Source organism: Allobosea sp. GW821-FHT03A12 (assembly GCF_058986765.1).
The window spans coordinates 1,248,771-1,267,572 of record NZ_JBYSVZ010000003.1 but is presented as its reverse complement, the minus strand read 5'-3'; the positions used below and the strand labels follow the sequence as shown (position 1 = coordinate 1,267,572).

At 67.2% G+C, this 18,802-nt stretch carries 19 protein-coding genes; 9 read left to right on the top strand and 10 right to left on the bottom strand.

Annotation, left to right across the window (positions count from 1 at the left end; all coding sequences use genetic code 11):
• The first annotated feature begins 35 nt into the window (after positions 1-35).
• From AC3WLC_RS13595 to AC3WLC_RS13575, 5 genes are all read left to right on the top strand, one after another.
• Positions 36-1,172, top strand: a complete 1,137-nt coding sequence (locus AC3WLC_RS13595; RefSeq protein ID WP_493684425.1) for an ABC transporter substrate-binding protein — start codon at positions 36-38, stop codon at positions 1,170-1,172.
• A 111-nt stretch (positions 1,173-1,283) separates the two neighbouring features.
• A complete protein-coding gene (locus tag AC3WLC_RS13590; RefSeq protein WP_493684424.1) occupies positions 1,284-2,162 on the top strand; it encodes a branched-chain amino acid ABC transporter permease in 879 nt (292 codons plus the stop codon).
• Positions 2,159-3,172: a branched-chain amino acid ABC transporter permease gene (locus AC3WLC_RS13585; protein ID WP_493684423.1), complete on the top strand. Its 1,014-nt coding sequence runs from the start codon at positions 2,159-2,161 to the stop codon at positions 3,170-3,172. The genes AC3WLC_RS13590 and AC3WLC_RS13585 overlap by 4 nt, the downstream gene beginning before the upstream one ends.
• Positions 3,169-3,912, top strand: a complete 744-nt coding sequence (locus tag AC3WLC_RS13580) for an ABC transporter ATP-binding protein (protein WP_346361493.1) — start codon at positions 3,169-3,171, stop codon at positions 3,910-3,912. Before AC3WLC_RS13585 ends, AC3WLC_RS13580 begins: the two co-directional genes overlap by 4 nt.
• 228 nt (positions 3,913-4,140) lie before the next feature.
• Positions 4,141-4,878, top strand: a complete 738-nt coding sequence (locus AC3WLC_RS13575) for an ABC transporter ATP-binding protein (protein WP_346361492.1) — start codon at positions 4,141-4,143, stop codon at positions 4,876-4,878.
• Positions 4,879-4,953: 75 nt separating this feature from the next.
• Here the strand turns inward: AC3WLC_RS13575 and AC3WLC_RS13570 are convergent, their stop codons facing one another.
• Positions 4,954-5,943 carry an NADPH:quinone reductase gene (locus tag AC3WLC_RS13570; protein ID WP_493684422.1) on the bottom strand — a complete coding sequence of 330 codons (990 nt, stop codon included), beginning with the start codon at positions 5,941-5,943 and terminating at the stop codon, positions 4,954-4,956.
• Positions 5,944-6,032: 89 nt separating this feature from the next.
• Here AC3WLC_RS13570 and AC3WLC_RS13565 point away from each other — a divergent pair, with 89 nt between their 5' ends.
• Complete coding sequence (locus tag AC3WLC_RS13565; protein WP_493684421.1) at positions 6,033-6,470, top strand: winged helix-turn-helix transcriptional regulator; 438 nt, start codon at positions 6,033-6,035, stop codon at positions 6,468-6,470.
• Here AC3WLC_RS13565 and AC3WLC_RS13560 read toward each other — a convergent pair.
• Positions 6,437-7,423, bottom strand: coding sequence for an MBL fold metallo-hydrolase (locus tag AC3WLC_RS13560; RefSeq protein WP_493684420.1), 987 nt, complete (start codon positions 7,421-7,423; stop codon positions 6,437-6,439). The genes AC3WLC_RS13565 and AC3WLC_RS13560 overlap by 34 nt on opposite strands.
• A 204-nt stretch (positions 7,424-7,627) precedes the next feature.
• Here AC3WLC_RS13560 and AC3WLC_RS13555 point away from each other — a divergent pair, with 204 nt between their 5' ends.
• Both AC3WLC_RS13555 and AC3WLC_RS13550 read left to right on the top strand, forming a co-directional pair.
• Entirely contained in the window at positions 7,628-8,590 is a 963-nt protein-coding gene (locus tag AC3WLC_RS13555; protein WP_493684419.1) for a LysR family transcriptional regulator, read from the top strand.
• Between the two features lie 74 nt (positions 8,591-8,664).
• A complete protein-coding gene (locus AC3WLC_RS13550; protein ID WP_493684418.1) occupies positions 8,665-9,789 on the top strand; it encodes a zinc-dependent alcohol dehydrogenase family protein in 1,125 nt (374 codons plus the stop codon).
• Positions 9,790-9,792: 3 nt separating this feature from the next.
• Here AC3WLC_RS13550 and AC3WLC_RS13545 read toward each other — a convergent pair whose 3' ends face one another.
• A complete protein-coding gene (locus AC3WLC_RS13545; RefSeq protein WP_493684417.1) occupies positions 9,793-10,986 on the bottom strand; it encodes an MFS transporter in 1,194 nt (397 codons plus the stop codon).
• A 48-nt stretch (positions 10,987-11,034) separates the two neighbouring features.
• Here AC3WLC_RS13545 and AC3WLC_RS13540 point away from each other — a divergent pair, with 48 nt between their 5' ends.
• The gene (locus AC3WLC_RS13540) at positions 11,035-11,589 is read left to right on the top strand and encodes an Lrp/AsnC family transcriptional regulator (protein ID WP_493684416.1); all 555 of its coding nucleotides are present in this window, start codon (positions 11,035-11,037) and stop codon (positions 11,587-11,589) included.
• A gap of 3 nt (positions 11,590-11,592) precedes the next feature.
• Here the strand turns inward: AC3WLC_RS13540 and AC3WLC_RS13535 are convergent, their stop codons facing one another.
• The 7 genes from AC3WLC_RS13535 to AC3WLC_RS13505 all read right to left on the bottom strand — a co-directional run bounded on the left by AC3WLC_RS13535 (position 11,593) and on the right by AC3WLC_RS13505 (position 18,640).
• Entirely contained in the window at positions 11,593-12,321 is a 729-nt protein-coding gene (locus AC3WLC_RS13535) for a class I SAM-dependent methyltransferase (RefSeq protein WP_493684415.1), read from the bottom strand.
• A gap of 106 nt (positions 12,322-12,427) precedes the next feature.
• Positions 12,428-13,861 carry an aldehyde dehydrogenase family protein gene (locus AC3WLC_RS13530; RefSeq protein WP_493684414.1) on the bottom strand — a complete coding sequence of 478 codons (1,434 nt, stop codon included), beginning with the start codon at positions 13,859-13,861 and terminating at the stop codon, positions 12,428-12,430.
• Between the two features lie 38 nt (positions 13,862-13,899).
• Positions 13,900-14,595 (bottom strand): ABC transporter ATP-binding protein, encoded by a 696-nt coding sequence (locus tag AC3WLC_RS13525; RefSeq protein WP_493684413.1) that lies wholly within the window; start codon positions 14,593-14,595, stop codon positions 13,900-13,902.
• A gap of 3 nt (positions 14,596-14,598) precedes the next feature.
• Positions 14,599-15,348, bottom strand: coding sequence for an ABC transporter ATP-binding protein (locus tag AC3WLC_RS13520; protein WP_493684412.1), 750 nt, complete (start codon positions 15,346-15,348; stop codon positions 14,599-14,601).
• The gene (locus tag AC3WLC_RS13515) at positions 15,345-16,298 is read right to left on the bottom strand and encodes a branched-chain amino acid ABC transporter permease (protein WP_493684411.1); all 954 of its coding nucleotides are present in this window, start codon (positions 16,296-16,298) and stop codon (positions 15,345-15,347) included. Before AC3WLC_RS13515 ends, AC3WLC_RS13520 begins: the two co-directional genes overlap by 4 nt.
• Positions 16,298-17,203 carry a branched-chain amino acid ABC transporter permease gene (locus AC3WLC_RS13510; RefSeq protein ID WP_493684410.1) on the bottom strand — a complete coding sequence of 302 codons (906 nt, stop codon included), beginning with the start codon at positions 17,201-17,203 and terminating at the stop codon, positions 16,298-16,300. Before AC3WLC_RS13510 ends, AC3WLC_RS13515 begins: the two co-directional genes overlap by 1 nt.
• Before the next feature lie 141 nt (positions 17,204-17,344).
• Entirely contained in the window at positions 17,345-18,640 is a 1,296-nt protein-coding gene (locus AC3WLC_RS13505; protein WP_493684409.1) for an ABC transporter substrate-binding protein, read from the bottom strand.
• Positions 18,641-18,802: the final 162 nt, after the last annotated feature.

Here is an 18,802-nt window from a genome sequence, read left to right as displayed (position 1 = left end):
ATTTGAGACACTAGGGATAAGTGGAGGGAACGAGCATGAAGAAGCATTGGATCATCGCTGCCGCACTCGGCATGGCTGTCAGCCTGCCGGCCCTGGCGCAGGACAAGGTCAAGCTGGTCGACGTCGTCGAGCTCTCGGGCGCGGGCGCGACCGCCGGCACCAACTGGAAGAACGGCATCGACCTCGCCGTCGCCGACATCAATGCCAAGGGCGGCATCCTCGGCAAGCAGATCGAGATCGTCCACTACGACACCCAGACCAATCCGGGTAACACTCGCGCCGCCGTGCAGCGCGCCATCGACGAGGGCACCTATGCCGTGCTCGGCCCGGTCTTCTCCGGCCCGATCGGCGCTTCCATGCAGATCGCCCAGCGCGCCGAGATCGCCCAGCTCGTCGGCGGCGAGGCGGCCGGCCTGACCAAGCAGGGCAACGAATACCTGTTCCGGACCTCGCTGAGCCAGACCGCGGCGATGCCGAAGATCGCCAAATATCTGAAGGACACGGTCAAGGCCGGCTCCGTCGCCGTCGTATGGGTCAACAACGACTTCGGCAAGGGCGGCCGCGACGCGATCATCCCCGAACTGGAGAAGGCCGGCATCAAGCTCGCCGCCGACATCGCGACCGAGCAGGGCCAGGCCGACTTCGCCGCCGACGCGATCAAGGTCAAGAACTCCAATGCCGACGCGATCTTCGTCTATCTGAACGAGGAGGAGAGCGCCCGCTTCCTGCGCGCCGCCAAGCAGCAGAGCATCACCAAGCCGATGGTCGGCGAGACGACCCTGCTCGGCGCCAAGGTGATCGAGCTCGCTGGCGACGCCGCCAATGGCGTCAAGGGCCATGTCGGCCTCTCGATCGACGCGCCGATCCCGGCCTTCCAGGAGTTCGGCAAGAAGTTCCAGGCCAAGTACAACTACGTCTCCGACCATAACGGCATGAAGGGCTACATGGCCGTCTACATGGTCAAATGGGCGACCGAGAAGCAGAAGAAGTTCGACAAGAAGGGCGTCGCCGACACGCTGCGCGGCGCGACGATCAAGACCTCGGACGAGCCGGGCATCCTGATCGAGACCACGATCGAGAAGAACGGCGACCTCGACCGCGAGAGCTTCCTCGCCGAGGTCAAGGACGGCAAGCAGGTGATCACGGCGACCCTGCCGAAGATCAACCCGTAACAAGCACGTCATTCTCGGGCGGCGCAGCGCGCCGACCCGAGAATCTCATCGTCCAGAGATGGTCGGGTCAGGCCCGACCATGACGCTCAACAAAACCGAGCGAGCAAAGCCATGGCCGAATTCCTCGCCTATCTCATCGCCGGCATCGCCACGGGCGCGATCTATGCGCTCGCCGCGATCGGCTTCACGCTGGTCTGGCAGACCTCGCAGACGATCAACTTCGCCCAGGGCGAGTTCGTCATGCTGCCGGCGGTGCTGGTGCTGCTCGCGATCAAGCTGTTCGGCGCGCCGATCTGGCTGGGAGCCCTGATCGGCATCGCCGCCTTCATCCTGATCTTCGGCGTCGGCTTCAAGCTCGCGGTGGTCGATCCGATGATCCGGCACGGCGTCCTGCCGCTCGCCATCGCCACCATGGCGCTGTCGATCATCATGAAGGAAGGCGCCAAGGACGGCTTCTCGGCCGAGGCGCAGAAATTCCCCTCCTTCGTTCCGACCGAGACGATCTCGGTGTTCGGCGCGGCGATCTCGCTGCAGCATGTCGCGATCATCGCGGTCGCCTTCGGCGTCATCGGCCTGCTGCAATGGTTCGTCGGCAGCACCCGGCTCGGACGCCAGATGCAGGCGACGGCGCAGAATCCGACGGTGGCGCGCATCCTCGGCATACCGGTGGAGCGCATGGTGCTGCTGACCTTCGTGATCAACGCGGCGCTCGCCGTCGTCGCCTCGGTGCTGATCTCGCCGATCTACCTGGCCAAGTTCTCCAATGGCGAGGTGATCGGCCTGTTCGCCTTCATCGCGGCGATCGTCGGCGGCTTCAACCAGGTCCGCGGCGCCCTCGTCGGCGGGCTGATCGTCGGCATCGTCGACAGCCTGGCGGCAGCCTACATCTCGACATCCTACCGGCTCGCCGTGCCGCTGGTGCTGCTCGTCGTCGTCATCCTCGTCAAGCCGGAAGGCCTGATGGGCCGCAAAGAGGAGCGCCGGGTATGACCGCGCCCGCCACCCACGGCGCCGCCCCGGCGACGCGCCGCCTGCCCCTCCCCGGCTTCGTCGACGGCACGCTGCTGACGCTCACCGCCGCCGCGGTGATCCTCTGGTTCGCGCCCTCCGGCATGGGCCGCTACGGCACCTATGTGCTCTCGCTCTGGCTGGTGATGAGCGTCGCCGTGATGGGTCTCAACCTGACGCTCGGCTATGCGGGCCTGAAATCGCTGGCGCAGGCCGCCTTCATGGGCATCGGCGCCTATGCGACCGCGCTGCTGACCAGCAAGGTCGGGCTGAACTGGTACGCCTCCTTCGCGATCTCCGGCCTGCTCACCTTCGCGGTAGGGCTCGTGCTCGGCTTCCCGGCGCTCAGGGTCAAGGCGCATTACCTCGCCTTCGTGACGCTGGCCTTCTCGACGCTGATCTGGCTCGTGCTGCGCAATGAGCAATGGCTGACCGGCGGCGTCTTCGGCCTCTCCAACATCCCGCGGCCGAGCTTCTTCGGGCTCAAGCTCGACGGCGCGCTCGCCTTCCATCGCTTCGTCGTCGTCGTCACCTTCCTGCTCGCCGTGGTGCTCTGGTGGATGATCCGCTCGCCCTGGGGGCGCGCCTTCACGGCGCTGCGCGAGAATCCGATCCGCGCGGCGAGTCTTGGCATCGACACCCGCATGTACACGCTGCTCGCCTTCGCGATCGGCTCGGCCTATGCGGGCTTTGCCGGCGCGCTCTATGCGCCGCTCGTCGAGTTCATCGACCCCTCGCCCTTCTCGCTGTCGCAGAGCTTCTTCCTGCTGCTAATGGTGGTCGCGGGCGGGGCCGGCTACCTGCTCGGGCCGTTCATCGGGGCGCTGCTCGGTGTTGTGCTGCCGGAATGGCTGCGCTTTGCCGGCTCTCTCTACCTGATCATCTTCGCGGGAATCGTCATGCTGCTGCTGATCGCCTGCCCGCAAGGCATGAGCGGCCTGCTCGAACGCGGCTGGAATCGATTGACCGGAAAGACGGGAGGCAGCCGATGAACCAGGTCCTCGAAGTCTCGAACCTCCACAAGGCCTTCGGCGGCATCAAGGCGGTCAACGGCGTCTCCTTCAAGGTCAATGAAGGCGAGATCCTCGGCATCATCGGCCCCAATGGCTGCGGCAAGTCGACCCTGTTCAACTGCATCCTCGGCCAGCTCGAACCGACCGAGGGCGCGGTCAAGCTCGACGGGCGCGACGTCACCAATATGCGCCCCTCCGAGCTCAACAGGCTCGGCGTCAGCCGCACCTTCCAGCTGCTGCAGGTCTTCCCCGAGCTGTCGGTGCGCGAGAACCTGATCCTGGCCGGCCAGGAGCACGAAGGCACGATGCTGTCGCGCTTCTTCGGCGCGCGCGATGCCGGGCTTTCGGCCAAGGCCGAGCAGATGATCGGCTTCTTCAAGCTCGGCCATCTCGCGGACGCCAAGGCGGGCGGGCTCTCTTATGGTCAGCAGAAGCTGCTCGACGCCGCCATGGCCTTCATGGCCGGGCCGCGCCTCGTCCTGCTCGACGAGCCGGCCGGCGGCGTGAATCTCACCATGCTCGGCGATCTCAAGGAGCGCCTGCGCGCCATCAATGCCGAGCAGGGCGCGACCTTCGTGGTGATCGAGCACAACATGGATTTCGTGATGTCGCTGTGCTCGCGCGTCATCGTGCTGGCCGAAGGCAAGGTCCTGGCCGAGGGCACCCCGGCCGAGGTCCGCGCCAATCCGGCGGTCATCGAAGCCTATCTGGGGCACTAGCGCGATGGAACCCGCAGCGCGCACCCCCCTCCCCCTTGTGGGGAGGGGTTGGGGGTGGGGGTCGACGTGGAGTATGCGCGGAATCCGGATAGTGCCCGCCCGCATACCCAGCGCGGCATTCTCCAGCCGCGCACCAAGCCGAGCCACCCCCACCCCTATCCCCTCCCCACAAGGGGGAGGGGAAGCGCCGCCTCGACCATCGTCCCCGCGCACTTGGAAGGCTGCATCATGACCACCCCCATCCTCGAACTAGACGGCGTGGTCGGCGGCTACGGCGCCATGACCATCCTCAACGGCACGACGTTCAAAGTGCCGCGCGCCGCGATCACGACGGTGATCGGCCCCAACGGCGCCGGCAAGTCGACCGTGTTCAAGGCGATCTTCGGCCTGCTCAAGGTGCGCGAGGGCCATATTAGGCTGGAAGGCCAGGAGATCACCAACTGGAACCAGCGCAAGCTGCTGGAGGCCGGCATCTGCTATGTGCCGCAGGGCCGCAACATCTTCCCAGAGCTCTCGGTACGCCACAATATCGAGCTCGGCGCGGTCGCGGCCGGCAGCCACATCACCGACATGCCCAGGCGGATCGAAGCGGCGCTCGACCGGTTCCCGTCGCTGCGGGCCAAGGCCGACGTCCAGGCCTCGACCCTCTCCGGCGGCCAGCAGAAGCAGCTCGAGATCGTGCGCGGCCTGCTGCTCGACCCCAAGCTCGTGCTGATCGACGAGCCCTCGATCGGCCTCTCGCCGATGCTGGTGCAGGAGACCTTCGACATCCTGAAGGAGCTCAGAGCCAAGGGCGTCACCATCCTGATGATCGAGCAGAATGCCCGCTCGGCACTGGAAATCTCCGACGAAGGCCTGGTGCTGGAGCTCGGCCAAACTCGCATGCAGGGCCCGGCAGCCACCATTCTCGCCGATCCCCGCGTTGCCCAACTCTTCCTCGGCGGAGCGATGACGGAAGCGGCCTGAGGGCGCCGCGTCATCAGCTCAGACCTGGCCATTTCGAGCAGCGGGCGAGACGGCGTCGCGCCCGCTGCTCATCGACTAGTTGGTCACCACGACCTTGCCGACTGCGCGGCCGCTCTCGAGCAGTTCGTGCGCCTGCGCGATCTCGTCGAGCGGGAAGCGCGCAGCGATCTCGTGGCTGAGCCAGCCGCCGCGGAGCCCCTCCCCGATCGCCACCGCGGCCTCGTCATGCGCGGCCGCGTCCATGACATAGACCAGCACGAAGCGGATCGCGGCATCGAGCTGGAGCAGCGGCCAATAGGGCAGCACGGGCTCGGCGACCGCATCGGATGAATAGGTCGCGATCACACCGCGCGGCGCCAGCACCTGCATGGTCAGGTCGAGATTGGCGCCGAAAGCGACCTCGACGACGCGGTCGACGCCACGCTCCTTGCCGGTGAACTCGCGGATACGCGCCGCGAGATCGTCATTGTGGCGATTGAGCACGAGATCGGCACCGGCCGCCTTCGCCGAGCGAGCCTGCTCCTCGCGGCTGACCGTCGTAATCACTCGCGCCCCGCTCTGCTTGGCGAACTGGATCGCATAGCGGCCGACCGCGCCGGCGCCACCCGTGACGAGCACGGCCTTTCCTGCCACCGAACCGTCGGCGAGGACGCAGCGATGCGCGGTCATCGCCGGCACGCCGAGAGCGGCGCCTTCCTCGAAGGAGACCCCGGTCGGCAGCGGCTGGACCTGCCGCGCAGGCAGCGCGACATACTCGGCCGCGCCGCCGAAGGGCCGGCCGAGCGATGCCTCGTAGAACCAGACCCGTTCGCCGATGCGGCTCTCCAGTTCGGGCGAGCCGGCGGCGACCACCTCCCCCGCTCCGTCCTGATGCGGAATGACCAGCGGGAACGGCATCTGGTCGCGGCCGAGCCAGCCGGCGCGTCCCTTCCAGTCCGATGGGTTGATGCCGCTGGCACGGACCCTGACCAGTAGTTCGCCTGGGCCGGCGACCGGCTGAGGCTGCTCGCCGACCTGGAGGACCTCGTTCGCCGGTCCCTTGCGCTGATACCATGCTGCCTTCACTGCCGTGCTTCCTTGCGTGGTTGCGGAAGCAGGCAAGTGTCGTCATAGCTCACTCGGCACAAGTACGTACAAAGAGAACATGTACTATCATGGATGTAAGTGTCTCTGAGCCCATTCATGCCACCGCAACGAGGCCGCGGCGTGAGCCGGCGGCCCGCACGGGCTGCGGCGTCGAGGCGACCCTGTCGGTGATCGGCGGGGTCTGGAAACCGGTGCTGCTGTTCCAGCTGCTGCGCGGGAAACTGCGCTTCAATGCACTGTGCCGGCTGACGCCACGCGCAACGCCGCGGATGATCACCCTGCAATTGCGCGAGCTGGAGGCGGACGGCGTGGTGCGCCGGATCGTCTATCCGGAGGTGCCGCCCAAGGTGGAATACGAGCTCACCGAGTTCGGGCAATCGCTGGAGCCGGTGCTGCTCGCCATGCGCGCCTGGGGCCAGAGCTTCCAGGCGCGCATGGACGCTGCCGAGGCTGAGCCTGGGGGGGGGTCAGCTCAGCCGCGCAGCATCTGCATCGCAGCGGGATAGTAGCGGAAGCCGTCGCCGGCCTTGGCGAGGTTGCCGAAGCCCGGCCAGGCGAAGTGGTAGGACATCACCGGCGTCTTCTGCTCGGCCAGCATGGTGAGCAGCTTCACCCGCGACTGCACCGACATCTTCGGGTCCCAGTCATAGGCGAATTCGACGCGCGGATTCTCGGTCAGCAGCACCGGGTGATGGGTGAGATCGCCGAGGAAGACGAAGGATTTGCCGCCGGAGGAGACGTTGAAGATGGTGTGGCCGGGGCTGTGGCCGGGCGCCGAGATCGCGGTGATGCCTGGCAGGAACTCCTGCCCGTCCTTGAAGAAGACGATGCGATCGCGCACGGGACGCAAGTTTGCGCGGGCGTGGTCGCCGAAAGCCTTGAACGGCGTGCCGAGCCGGGCGTCGTCGAGCCAGTAATCATGGTCGACCTGGCTGATATAGATCTGCGCATTCGGGAAGTGGGGCTTGCCCTCGGCCGAGCAGATGCCGCCGGTGTGGTCGATATGGGCGTGGCTGCAGACGATCGCGTCGATCGAGGCCGGGTCGATGCCGGCCTCCTGCATGCTCTTCAGCACCCGCCCGGTCGTCGGGCCGAAGGCCTTGGAGAAGCCCATGCCGGTGTCGAACATCACCAGCCGGTCGCCGAAATTGACGATCGGGATATTCTGCTCGAGCACGACATTGTCCCTGGCCAGGAAATTCGTCTCGAGCAGGCCGTAGACCTGCTCCTTCGGCAAGCCGAGGAAGCTGGAGCCGGGATCGCCAAGCGGCAGCGGCCCATCCGAGACGACCGTGACCTCGGCCTGGCCCAGCGCGAAGCGATAGTAATAGGGCACCTGGCTGTTCGCGAGCGGGGCCTTGGCGAAAGCGCCGCCGGGCAAGGCCGCGCCAGCGGCTACTGCGGCCGCACCGGACAGGAAGCCGCGGCGGCTGGTGGACGGGATGAGCAGGTTCGACATGGCGTTCCTCCGGATGAAAGGGGAGCGGCGTCGGGCGCCGTCTTCTTCGCCGGGCGGCCTCGTGTCGCGTCAGGCCTTGCCGGAGGGGAAAGATGCACGCCTGCGGAGTGGACGGCCAATAAGGCTTCGCTCTAGTCTGCATAACAGAAAGCTGCCGCTGCTCGCGGCAGCGGTGAAACAGCATCATCGGGGGATCGGGCGACGATGGATCTGCGCCAGTTGCGCTATTTCACGGCCATCGTCGAACAGGGCTCATTCTCCAAGGCGGCGCTCAAGCTCAGGGTGGCGCAGCCGGCGCTGAGCCAGCATCTGCGCCATATGGAGGACGAACTCGGCGTCGCCCTGCTGCATCGCGGAACGCGCGGCGTCCAGCCGACCGAGGCCGGCGAGCGCCTGCTCGCCAAGGCCCGCATCATCCTCGCCGAATTCGCCGAACTGCGCGACAGCGTCCGGGGTGAACAGGCGGCGCCGGCCGGCGAGGTCCGTATCGGCCTGCCTGGCACGGTCAGCGAGCAGTTCAGCGTGCCATTGATCGAGGCGACGCAGGAGCGCTTTCCGGATGTGCGCATCCGCGTCGCCGAGGCGATGAGCGGCTTCGTGCTCGACTGGCTGCGCAAGGGCGAGGTCGACCTCGCGGTGATCTACTCGACCTCCGACCCGAAGGGGCTCGGCATCCACCACGTCCTGACCGAGGAGCTCTGCCTGTTCGGAATCCCGGCTCTGACGGCGCTGAAGACGCCTGCCGGCAAGGCGGTGACGCTGACGGAGGCCGCCGGGCTCGACCTGATCCTGCCCGGGCCAGGCCACGGCCTGCGCGACCAGATCGACGAGGCAGCGGCCGGCATCAACGCCACCGTCCATGCAGCGGTCGAGATCGAATCCTATTCGCAGATCAAGCGCCTGGCCGAGCGCGGCCTTGGCTACAGCATCCTGCCGCGCATGGCGGTCAGGACGCAGGAGAAGGCCGGCATCTTCCGGACATGGCCGCTGGAGGAGCCCTCGCTCTATCGCAAGGTCTATCTCGCCTATTCGACCGAGCGGCCGATGACGGCCGCAGCCCGCGCCATCGGCCAACTCTCCTGGGAGATCCTGCGCGGCCTCGTCGCCGACGAGCGCTGGACCGCGACGCTCGGCGACGAGACCGATCCGCCTGCCTTATACGGCTGATCGGGATTTCGTCTTTGACAGGCGGCAGGCCGGGGCCGAACACTCCCCGGCAAATCAGCTCACGAGGACACGCCTTGAAGACCCGCGCCGCCGTGCTGCACGCCAGCCCCGTCACCGCGCCCTATGCGCAGTCGAAGCCGCTCCGGATCGAGGAGGTCGAGCTCGCCCCGCCGGCAATGGGCGAGGTGCTGGTCAGGGTCCGCGCCGCGGGCCTGTGCCATTCCGATCTCTCGGTGATCGACGGCAACCGGCCGCGCCCGGTGCCGATGGTGCTCGGCCATGAGGCTGCCGGCGAGGTCGAGGAGGTCGGCCCCGGCGTCACCGACCTCAAGAAGGGCGATCGCGTCGTCATGGTGTTCGTGCCCTCCTGCGGCCATTGCGCGCCGTGCAGCGAGGGCCGCCCTGCCTTGTGCGAGCCTGGCAACGCCGCCAATGGCGTCGGCGAACTGATGGCCGGCGGGCGCCGGCTCTCGCAGAACGGCAAGCCGGTGAACCACCATGTCGGCGTCTCCGCCTTCGCCGAGCACACGGTGATGTCGCGCCATTCGCTGGTGAAGATCGAGGCCGATATCCCGCACGAGATCGCAGCGCTCTTCGGCTGCGCCGTTTTGACCGGCGTTGGGGCTGCCGTGAACACCGCCAAGATCCGCGCCGGCGAGACGGCGGCTGTCGTCGGGCTCGGCGGCGTCGGCCTCTCAGCTTTGCTCGGCGCCGTCGCCTGCGGCGCTTCGCGCGTCATCGCCGTCGACCTCTCGGACGAGAAGCTCAGGATCGCCCGCGAGCTCGGCGCGACCGATACCTTCAATGCGGGTGCGCCCGATGTGGTCGAGGCGATCCGCGCCGCCACCAGGGGCGGCGTCGACCACGGGCTGGAGATGGCCGGCTCGGCGAAGGCGCTGGAGCTCGCCTACCAGATCACGCGGCGTGGCGGCACGACGACGACGGCAGGCCTCGCCAACCCCGCGCATACCATGGCGTTGGCGCCGGTCAGGCTCGTCGGCGAGGAGCGGACGCTGAAGGGTTCCTATGTCGGCTCCTGCATCCCGGTGCGCGACATTCCCCGCTTCATCGACCTCTATCAGCGCGGCCGGATGCCTGTGGACAAACTCTGGACCAGCTCCAGCCCGCTCGACGGCATCAACGAGGGCTTCGACGCGCTGAACGAAGGCCGGACGATCCGGCACGTCATCCAGATGTGAAGCTCAGGCGGCGGGTTGATTGCTCGCCGTTGCGCTCCGGGGAGCAAGCGCTGCCGCAACGGCCGCGACCAGCATCAGCACCACCGCAAGCCCGGCCAGCGCCGGGAAGCCGGCATTCGCATAGAGCGGCCCGAAGCCCGTCGTCCCGGCGAAGAGCGCGAGATAGGTTACGCCGCTGTTGAGGCCCATGATCGCGCCGCGGCGGCCGGGATCGAGCGCGCCCAGCCGGAGGATCAGCACGTTCAGCGCCGCATGGTTGGCCATGCCCCAGAAGAAGACGACGGCGAGCAGCGCCGGGTAGGAGGCCGAGGCGGCCGTCATCACCAGATAGACGCCGCCGACCACCGCGAAGAACAACGGCAGCAGGCGAGCCGGTCCGAGCCGGTCGATCCAGCGGTCGAGGAAGGTCGTCGCGCCAAAGCCGAGGCCGTAGCAGAGCGCCAGAAGGCCGCCGGCGCTGACCGGCAGGCCGAGGCCGCGATGGAGATGGTCGCCGACATAGGCGTAGACGCCGTAGAACGAGGCCATGAAGGCGGCGCAGGCGAGCAGCAGCGGTGCGATGCCGGGAACGCGCAGAGCCGAGAGCGGCGACGGCGCGGCGCGTCCGGTCGGGTCGCCGCCAGCCGTCAGCTTCGTGGTCCCTGCCATGGCGGCGAGACCAGCGATGACGACGATGGCGTAGACCATGCGCCATCCCAGGAGATCGGCGATCACCGCCGAGAGCGAGACGCCGGCGACCATGCTCAGCGTCCAGCCGAACAGGACGATGCCGAGCGTGTCGCTCTCGCGGCCCGCAGGCGCCGCCAGCGCGGCAAGCGTATAGATCGACGGCAGCGCGAGGCCAGCCGCGATCCCCGCCAGCAATTGTGCGCCGACGAAGGCCGGCAGCACCGGCGCCGCCCCACTCGCCGCGAGAGCGGCCAGGAAGGCGAGCAGCGCATAGCGCAGCACCCGGCCCGCACCGAAGCGGTCGATAAGCCCGGCCAGCAGCAAGGCGCTCGCCGCCGTGCCGATGCCGAAGGCGGCCGAGGCCGTCATCACCGCCGGCACGCCGCTGGCGAAGCTCTCCGCCACACGCGGCGCGATCGGCCCCAGCGCCAGCGAATTGGCGCCGACGAGGCCGATGCACAGGCAGAGCGCATAGGCCGCGGCCGGGATGCGAGCCGTATCCGAGGTGGTTTGATTTTCATTCGTCATTTCGACAGAATGACCGAATGAAATTCAGGTTCAATCGGAGATCGGCGAATGCTCGAAAAAACAGATGGCGTTCGGCGGAGCCGCGGGTCCGAGCGCGAACTCGATGCGATGGACCGAAAGCTGTTAAGCGTCCTGGTCGAGGATGCGACGGTCAGCTATGCCGAGCTCGGCGAACGCGTCGGCCTGTCGCCGCCGGCGGCGCATGAGCGGGTGAAGCGGTTGCGGCGCTCCGGCGTCATCAAGCGGATGGCGGCACTGATCGAGCCGGAGGCGACCGGCAAGACGCTGCTCGCCTTCGTCCATGTCGACACCACCGGCTGGGGCAAGACGACGACGCTGCTGGCGATCGAGGCCCATCCCGAGGTCGAGGAGATCCATTCGGTCGCCGGCGATACCTGCATGATGCTGAAAGTGCGGACCGAGAGCACCCATGCGTTAGAGGGCCTGCTGGCGAAGATCTACGACGTGCCCGGCGTCACCGCGACGCGCAGCTATGTCGTGCTCTCGACCTATCTGGAGCGGCCGGTCCAGCCCGGCATCACCGGCGAATGGCCGGGACGGGTGAAGGACCCTCGACTGCCGGCCTTAGCCGGCGCGGGCTGAGCCTCAACCGAACATCGCAGAGGTGCCTGCCGGCTTCGCGGCGAACGGCGCCTTGAGGTGATGCAGCCGCAGCGGCTGGTGCAGGACATAGCCGCCCTTCTCATGCTCCGAGAGCGCTTCGAAGCGGGCGATCAACTTGCCGCGCGCCGCCTGCGCCCGCTCCTCTCGCGACGGGTCGATCGTCACGGCGCGCGCCATAAAGGCCTCGGCATCGGGAAAGGTCTCGATCCGGTCGTACTCGACTTGCCTGATCTCGCTGACGATGCCGCGGCGCCTCGCCCTGACGATAGCATCCTGTGCCGCCTGCCGGACCTCGGTCTCGTCCTCGATCAGCCGCAGCGTGTCGAAGAACGAGCCTTCCGACAGCGATTCCACGACGATCACGCTGCCACCCTTGCCGACAACGCGAGCGGCCTCCTCCAGCGCCAGCAGCATGTCCGGCACCGGAATATGGTGCAGGCTGTTGAGGAAGAGCGCGGCATGCATGCTGGCATCGCCCCAGGGCAGGAGCTGGGCACAGCCTTGCTTCAGCGCGGCCTTCGGCACGAGCGCCTGCGCGATCTCCAGCACGGCCTCGTCCGGATCGAGCCCGGCAACGCTGGCGCCACGTTCAGCCAGCGCCTGCAGCAGGTTGCCGCGGCCGCAGCCGATGTCGAGGATGCGCCGGCCCTGCAGCGGCGCAAGCAACTTCTCCAGGATATCGACGGTATCGCCAGCAGGCCGGATGTCCATGACAAATCAATGCTTGCGCTCGCGAAGGGGCGCAAGACCTGTTCGCTTACGATCCCAAGCTACTCCCTAAGGGTGAACAACCTGGCCGCGACCCACTCGTTCCGCCTCACCCGTGCTTGTGCACAATCGTCTTGGCGACGGCGAACTCCTCCAGCGCCATGAAGCCCTTCTCGCGGCCATGACCGCTCTTGCCGGTGCCGCCGAAGGGCAGTTCGATGCCGCCGCCGGCGCCATAGCCGTTGATGAAGACCTGGCCGGCACGGACGCGCTTGGCGACGCGCTGCTGGCGCCCGCCATTATTGGTCCAGACGCCGGCAACGAGGCCATAGGGCGTGGAGTTGGCGAGCTTCACCGCATCCTCCTCGTCGTCGAAGGAGAAGGCGGCGAGGACCGGGCCGAAAACCTCCTCCTGCTCCAGCCGATTGCCGCGCGGCACCTGGCCGAACAGGGTCGGCGTGACATAGAAGCCGCCATTCGGCACGCCCTGGGCGATCGCCCCCTCGGCGAGGACCGGGATGCCCTGCTCGCGCGCCTGGTCGACGAAGCTCTGCACCCGGCCGCGCTGCTTGGCGTTGATCACCGGGCCGCAATCAAGGTCCATCTCGGGCGTGCCGGCGCGCAGCTGGGAGAACTGCCTGGCGACGGCGCCGACGAAGTCGTCATAGACGTTTCTCTGCACCAGCACGCGGCTGCCGGCCGAGCAGGTCTGCCCGGTGTTCTGGACGATCGCCTTGCAGACGATCGGCACGGCTGCGTCGAAATCGGCATCGTCGAAAACGATCTGCGGCGACTTGCCGCCGAGTTCCAGCGTGCAGGTGATAAAGTTGTCGGCGCAGGCCTTCTGGATGATCTGGCCGACCTGTGGCGAGCCGGTGAAGGAGATGAAGCCGACGCCGGGATTGCGGCAGAGCGCCTCGCCCGCCTCATGGCCACGGCCGGTGACGATGTTGATCGCGCCATCGGGGAAGCCGACCTCGGTGGCGAGCTCGGCGAGACGGAGCGCCGTCTGGCAGGCATCCTCGGCGGGTTTCAGCACCACGGCGTTACCCATGGCGAGCGAGGCGGTCAGCGAGCGGCCGAACATCTGCGCTGGATAGTTCCAGGGCAGGATATGGCCGGTGACGCCATAGGGCTCGTGCACGACGCTGACATTGTAGCCGTTGAGGAACGGGATGATGTGGCCGTGAACCTTGTCGGCAGCGCCACCATAGAACTCGAAATAGCGGACGGTCGCCTCGATATCGGCCCTGGCCTGCGCCATCGGCTTGCCGGTGTCCTGCGCCTCGATCCGCGCCAGCTCGTCGAAATGGTCCTGGACCTTGAGTGCGAGCTTCGAGATCAGCCGGCCGCGCTCCGCGGCGGTCAATTTACCCCAGGCGCCTTCATAGGCGGCACGGGCGGCCCGCACCGCATCGTCGATATCCTCGGCAGTGCCGCAGGCGATGCGGGTGAACTCCTCGCCGGTCGCCGGCGCGAGCACCGCCATGGTCTCGCCGGTGCGGCCGGCGACGTGCCGGCCGTTGATGAAATGCTGGGTCATGATGATCTCCGTCTACGGCGAGGCCGTCTCGATCCTGTTCAATGCAGCCCGGCCGCGGCGAGCGAGCTTTCGGCCAATTGCGTTTCGCTGACCTCGCCGCGCTCGATCGCATAAGCCTTAGCCGCGAAGTTGCGCAGCAGACTGGGGTTGGATTCGGTGATCAGCAAGGCGATGTCGGGATGGCTGTCGCGCAAGGCGCGCAGGGCTGCGGCATAGCGGTTGGCCAGCACCGGGGCGAGGCCCTGGAAAGGCTCGTCGAGCAGGATGACGCGGCTGCCGACCATCAGCGCCCGGGCAAGAGCCGCCATCTTGCCCTGGCCGCCGGAGAGCCCCGCGGCAGGGCGCTGGCGCAGATCGGCGAGCTCGGGCAGCACCGCATAGATGCGCTCCAGCCGCCTGATGATCTCGGCCTCGCCGAGCTTCATCACCTCGGCCGGCAGGCGGATGTTCTCCTCGATGGTGAAGGTCGAGAACAGCCGGCGATCCTCCGGCGCATAGCCGATCCCGAGGCGCGGCCGTTCATGCGCCTTCACCGTATCGAGCGACTTGCCGTCGAAGCTGATCGCGCCGCCGGTGACCGTCATGAAGCCCATGATGGCGCGCAGCAGGCTGGTCTTGCCGGCGCCGTTGCGGCCGATCAGGGCGACGGTCGCACCTTCCTCCAGCGACAGCGTAGCACGGCGCAGCACCTGCACGCCTTCGATCTCGGCCGAGAGCTCCCTGATTTCCAGCATGAGCTAGACTCCCACCCCGATCACGGTCTCGCGCACCTCCGGATGGCTGAGGATCTCCTCCGGCGTGCCCTGATGGGCGATGCGCCCGCCGGTCCAGACCGCGACGCGGTTGGCGTAGCGCGCAACCACGTCCATGTCGTGTTCGACGAAGACCGCCGTGGTGGCGCGGGCATCGAGCACGCGGGTCAGCGTGTCCATCACCTGGAACTTCTCGGTCGATGACACGCCGCTGGTCGGCTCGTCCATGAAGATCAGCTTAGGCTCGAGCGCGAGCGCGACGGCGATGTCGATCAGCTTGCGCATGCCCTCCGGCAATTCGCGGACGATGCGGTTGCCGGTCTCCTTCAGCCCGACTAGTTCCAGCAGCGCCCACATCTCCTCGGCTTTGGGGTGGCGCAGCATTGCAAGGAAGGGCGACCACGAGCTCTCGCGCGCCGAGAGCGCCAGCAGGAGGTTCTCGATCACGGTGTTGTCGAGGAAGAGCTGCGGGATCTGGAAGGAGCGGCCGATGCCGAGGCGGGTGATCGCCTGCGGCGACAGCCGCGTGACGTCCTGTCCGTTGAAGACGACGCGGCCGGATTGCGGCTTGAGATAGCCGGTGCAGAGGTTGATGAAGGTGGTCTTGCCAGCGCCGTTCGGGCCGATGATGGCGATGCGCTCGTTGGCCGCGACCTTGAGCGAGGCGCCGTTCGCCGCCTGCACGCCGCCGAAGCGCAAATGCAGGTCGTCCGCCTCGAGGATGACGCCGCTCATCGCCCGCCCTCCTCGCGCTGCGGTTTGCCAGCCTTCCCCGCGACGATGCCGTAGAGCCCTGCCGGCGCGAAGAAGATGATGACCAGCAGCATCACGCCGAGCACGGCATGCCAGGTCTCGGGCGCATAGACCGCCGCATAGCCGCGGATGATCTGGAACATCAGCGCGCCCAAGAAGGGCCCGGCGACGCCGCCGATGCCGCCGAGGATCGCGATGAAGACGAACTCGCCCGAGCGCACCCAATAGGCCAGCTCCGGCGTGACATGGCCGGAGACCAGCGCGATGATCGCGCCGCCCAGACCTGCCAGCAGGCCGGAGAGCAGATAGGCGCCGTAGAGCACCTTGCGCGGGGAGACGCCGAGATATTCAAGCCGTGTCTCGTTCGACTTGATCGCCTCCAGCGCCTTGCCGCCGGGCGAGAGCAGGTATCGGGCGACGAAGAGCGCGGCGAGGATGCAGAGCACCAGCGTGACGTAGAAGGTCGCGAGCTCGAACTGCTCGCGGCCGAATTCGATGCCGGCGAAGGTCGGCCGCGGCACGCGCTTGCCGTCGGCGCCGCCGGTAATCGGGAAGAGCTTCTCCAGCAGCGAAAAGAACACCATCGAGATAGCGAGGTTGAGCATGCCGAAGAAGATCGCGCGGTAGCGCACGACGAAGAGGCCGACGATCGCGGCGAGTAGGCCCGAGGCGGCCATGCCGACAGGGATCAGGATCAGCGCCTCATGCCCGACCTTGGCCGCGGCCAGGAAGGCGACGGCATAGGCGCTGAACGAGAAGAACAGGCCGTGGCCGAAGGAGACCTGGCCGGCGCGCAGCAGCACCATGATGCCGAGCGCCGCAAGGCCCTCGCACAGGGCCACAGTGAGGATCACCGTCGACCAGGGCGAGAACAGTGGGAAGACCGCGAGCGCCGCGATCAGCGCGAGGCCGAAGACGAGCTGGCGCGCCATCAGACCTTCCTCGTCTGCACGGTCGAGAACAGGCCCTGCGGACGGACCAGCAGCACGAGCATCATGATGAGATAGGGGATCAGCACGTCGAATTCCGGCGCGAAATAGACTGCGGCCGAGCGCCCGAGGCCGATCAGCAGCGCCGCCACCGCCGCACCCTCGATCCGGCCGAGCCCGGCGGTCGCGGCGACCGCGAAGGAGAGAACGAGCGTGCCGGCGCCGATGCCGGGGGTCAGCGAGGTCGTCGCGGAGGCGAGTGCCCCGCCGAGCGCCGCCAGCGACGCCCCGATGATGAAGGTGATCAGGTAGACCCGCGCCGCGTCGATGCCCATCGCGGTCGCGGCCTCGCGATCCTGCGTCACCGCGACGATGGCACGGCCGAAGCTGGTGCGGCGCAGGAAGAAGCGCAGGCCGAGCAGCACCGCAGCTGCGACCAGCGGCATCAGGATGAGCTGGTAGGTGGTGTAGAAGATGCCGAAGACCTCGACCGTGCCGAGCCAGTTCATCGGGGCGTTGGCGAAATAGGGTTGTACGCCGAAGACGACCTTCTGCGCGTCCTCCAGGATCATGAAGACGGCGAAGGTGACGATCAGCTGCAGCACCTCCTCCTTGCCGTAGACCCGGCGCAGCAGGGCGATCTCGACGAGGCCACCGACGAGGATGCCGACCAGCGCCGCCGCGAGCAGCAGAGCCGGAAAGGCGAGCCAGGTCGGCAGGCCGGCGGCACCGAGGGCGAGCACGGCCGCCGCCGCGACATAGGCGCCGATCGCATAGAACGAGCCATGGGCGACGTTGACGATGCCGAGCACGCCGAAGATCAGCGACAGCCCGACCGCGACCAGGAAGATCAGCGAGCCATAGGCCAGGCCGTCGAGCGCGGCGAGGAGGAGCATTTCAGGAGGCATGCGGTCCGTTCTTCAGGTGTTGACCGAGGCCCCTCGCCGTCATTGCGAGGAGGCGAAGCCGACGAAGCAATCCAGGGCAGCAGAGCGCGTTGCTGGATTGCTTCGCTACGCTCGCAATGACGAGGAGCTCGGGCTGATCGCTCACTTCGCGTAGTCGAAGCTCTCGATCGACTTGTCGGTGACGAGATCGGGCTTCACCTTGGCGAACCAGTCGAGCGATTTCTCGCCGAGCGGCGTGGTCACCAGCTTGCCGGGATAGAGCGCCATCTTGTCGTAGACCGCGAAGGGGAATTCCGGCACGCGCTTGGTGGTGCCGAGCAATTGGTCTTCCAGCCCCTGATGGTCCTGCCGAATGGTAATCGTGCCGGTGAGCGACTTGAACTCCAGCCCCTCGAAGGCGGCGATGACCTCTTCCTTGCTCGGCCATTTGCCGCCGGCGCCGGCCTTCTCATAGGCCTTCACCAGGCCGGTCAGTGCCTGCTGCATGTGGAAGGTCGGATAGATCGGATAGACGCCGGTCTTGTCCTTGTACTTCTTCACGAAGGCCTGCATCTCCGGCGCGTCCTTGTGCTTCGGATGGCGCCAGTAATGGTCGCCGCGCGAGCCGATGATCACGCCCTCGGGCAGGACATTGCCAAGCCGCTCCAGCGAGCTTTCGGCCAGCGGCAGCACGAAGGTCGACTGCTTCAAGAGGCCGCGCGCCGCCGCCTGCTGCACGAAGGTGTCGAGATCGCCGCCCCAGGAGGTCGAGATCACGACATCGGGCCGCAGCGCCGAGAGCCGGGTGATCTCGGTCGAGAAATCGGGCGCACCGAATTTTGGGAAGAGCTCGGCGACGACCTTCACATCGGGCTTCAGCGCCTTGAGGCCGGCCTGCAGCAGCGCCCAGGATTCGCGGCCCCAGGCATAGTCCTGGTTGACGACCGCGACCGATTTGAAGTCGGGCTTCACCTTCATCAGGTAGAGCAGCGTCGCCATCATCTCGGCGCCGGCATGGGCCTGGGTGCGGACGGAGTATTTCCACTTGCCGTCCTCGAAGATGGTCTGCGTGCCGCAGTCCCACATCACGTTGACGACCTTGAGATCCTCGGCGACCGGGGCGAGCGCGTTGCAGGAGCCGGACGAGATCGCGCCGAGCATTACCTGCGCGCCCTGTTCCTGTACGACGCGGCGATATTCGGAGAGCAGCTGGTTGGTGCCGGCGCCCTCGTCGACATAGACCGGTTTCAGCGGCACGCCGAGCACGCCGCCCTTGGCGTTGATCTCCGCGATCAGGAGGTCGGCGGCGTTGCGGCCGGGAACGCCGAACACCGACGCCGGCCCCGACAGGAAGGTGGCAATACCGACCACTAGTTCCTTCGGCTTGTCCTGCGCCAGCACTGAGCCTGCGAGCAGCGTGCCGGTCAGCGCGGCCAGCGCCAGTTTCATCGTCTTCATGAGCATCCTCCCTGAACAGCTGGGCGCTCTTGAGCGGCGCCTCGTCCGGCAAAAAGGGGCGCATAGACCCCGCAGTCGGACAAGAAGGATAAAGCGATGAAGGCCATAGGGTTTTTCTATGGAGCCGGGCGCTATGGCCGCCATCGCGAAACGCTATTTGAC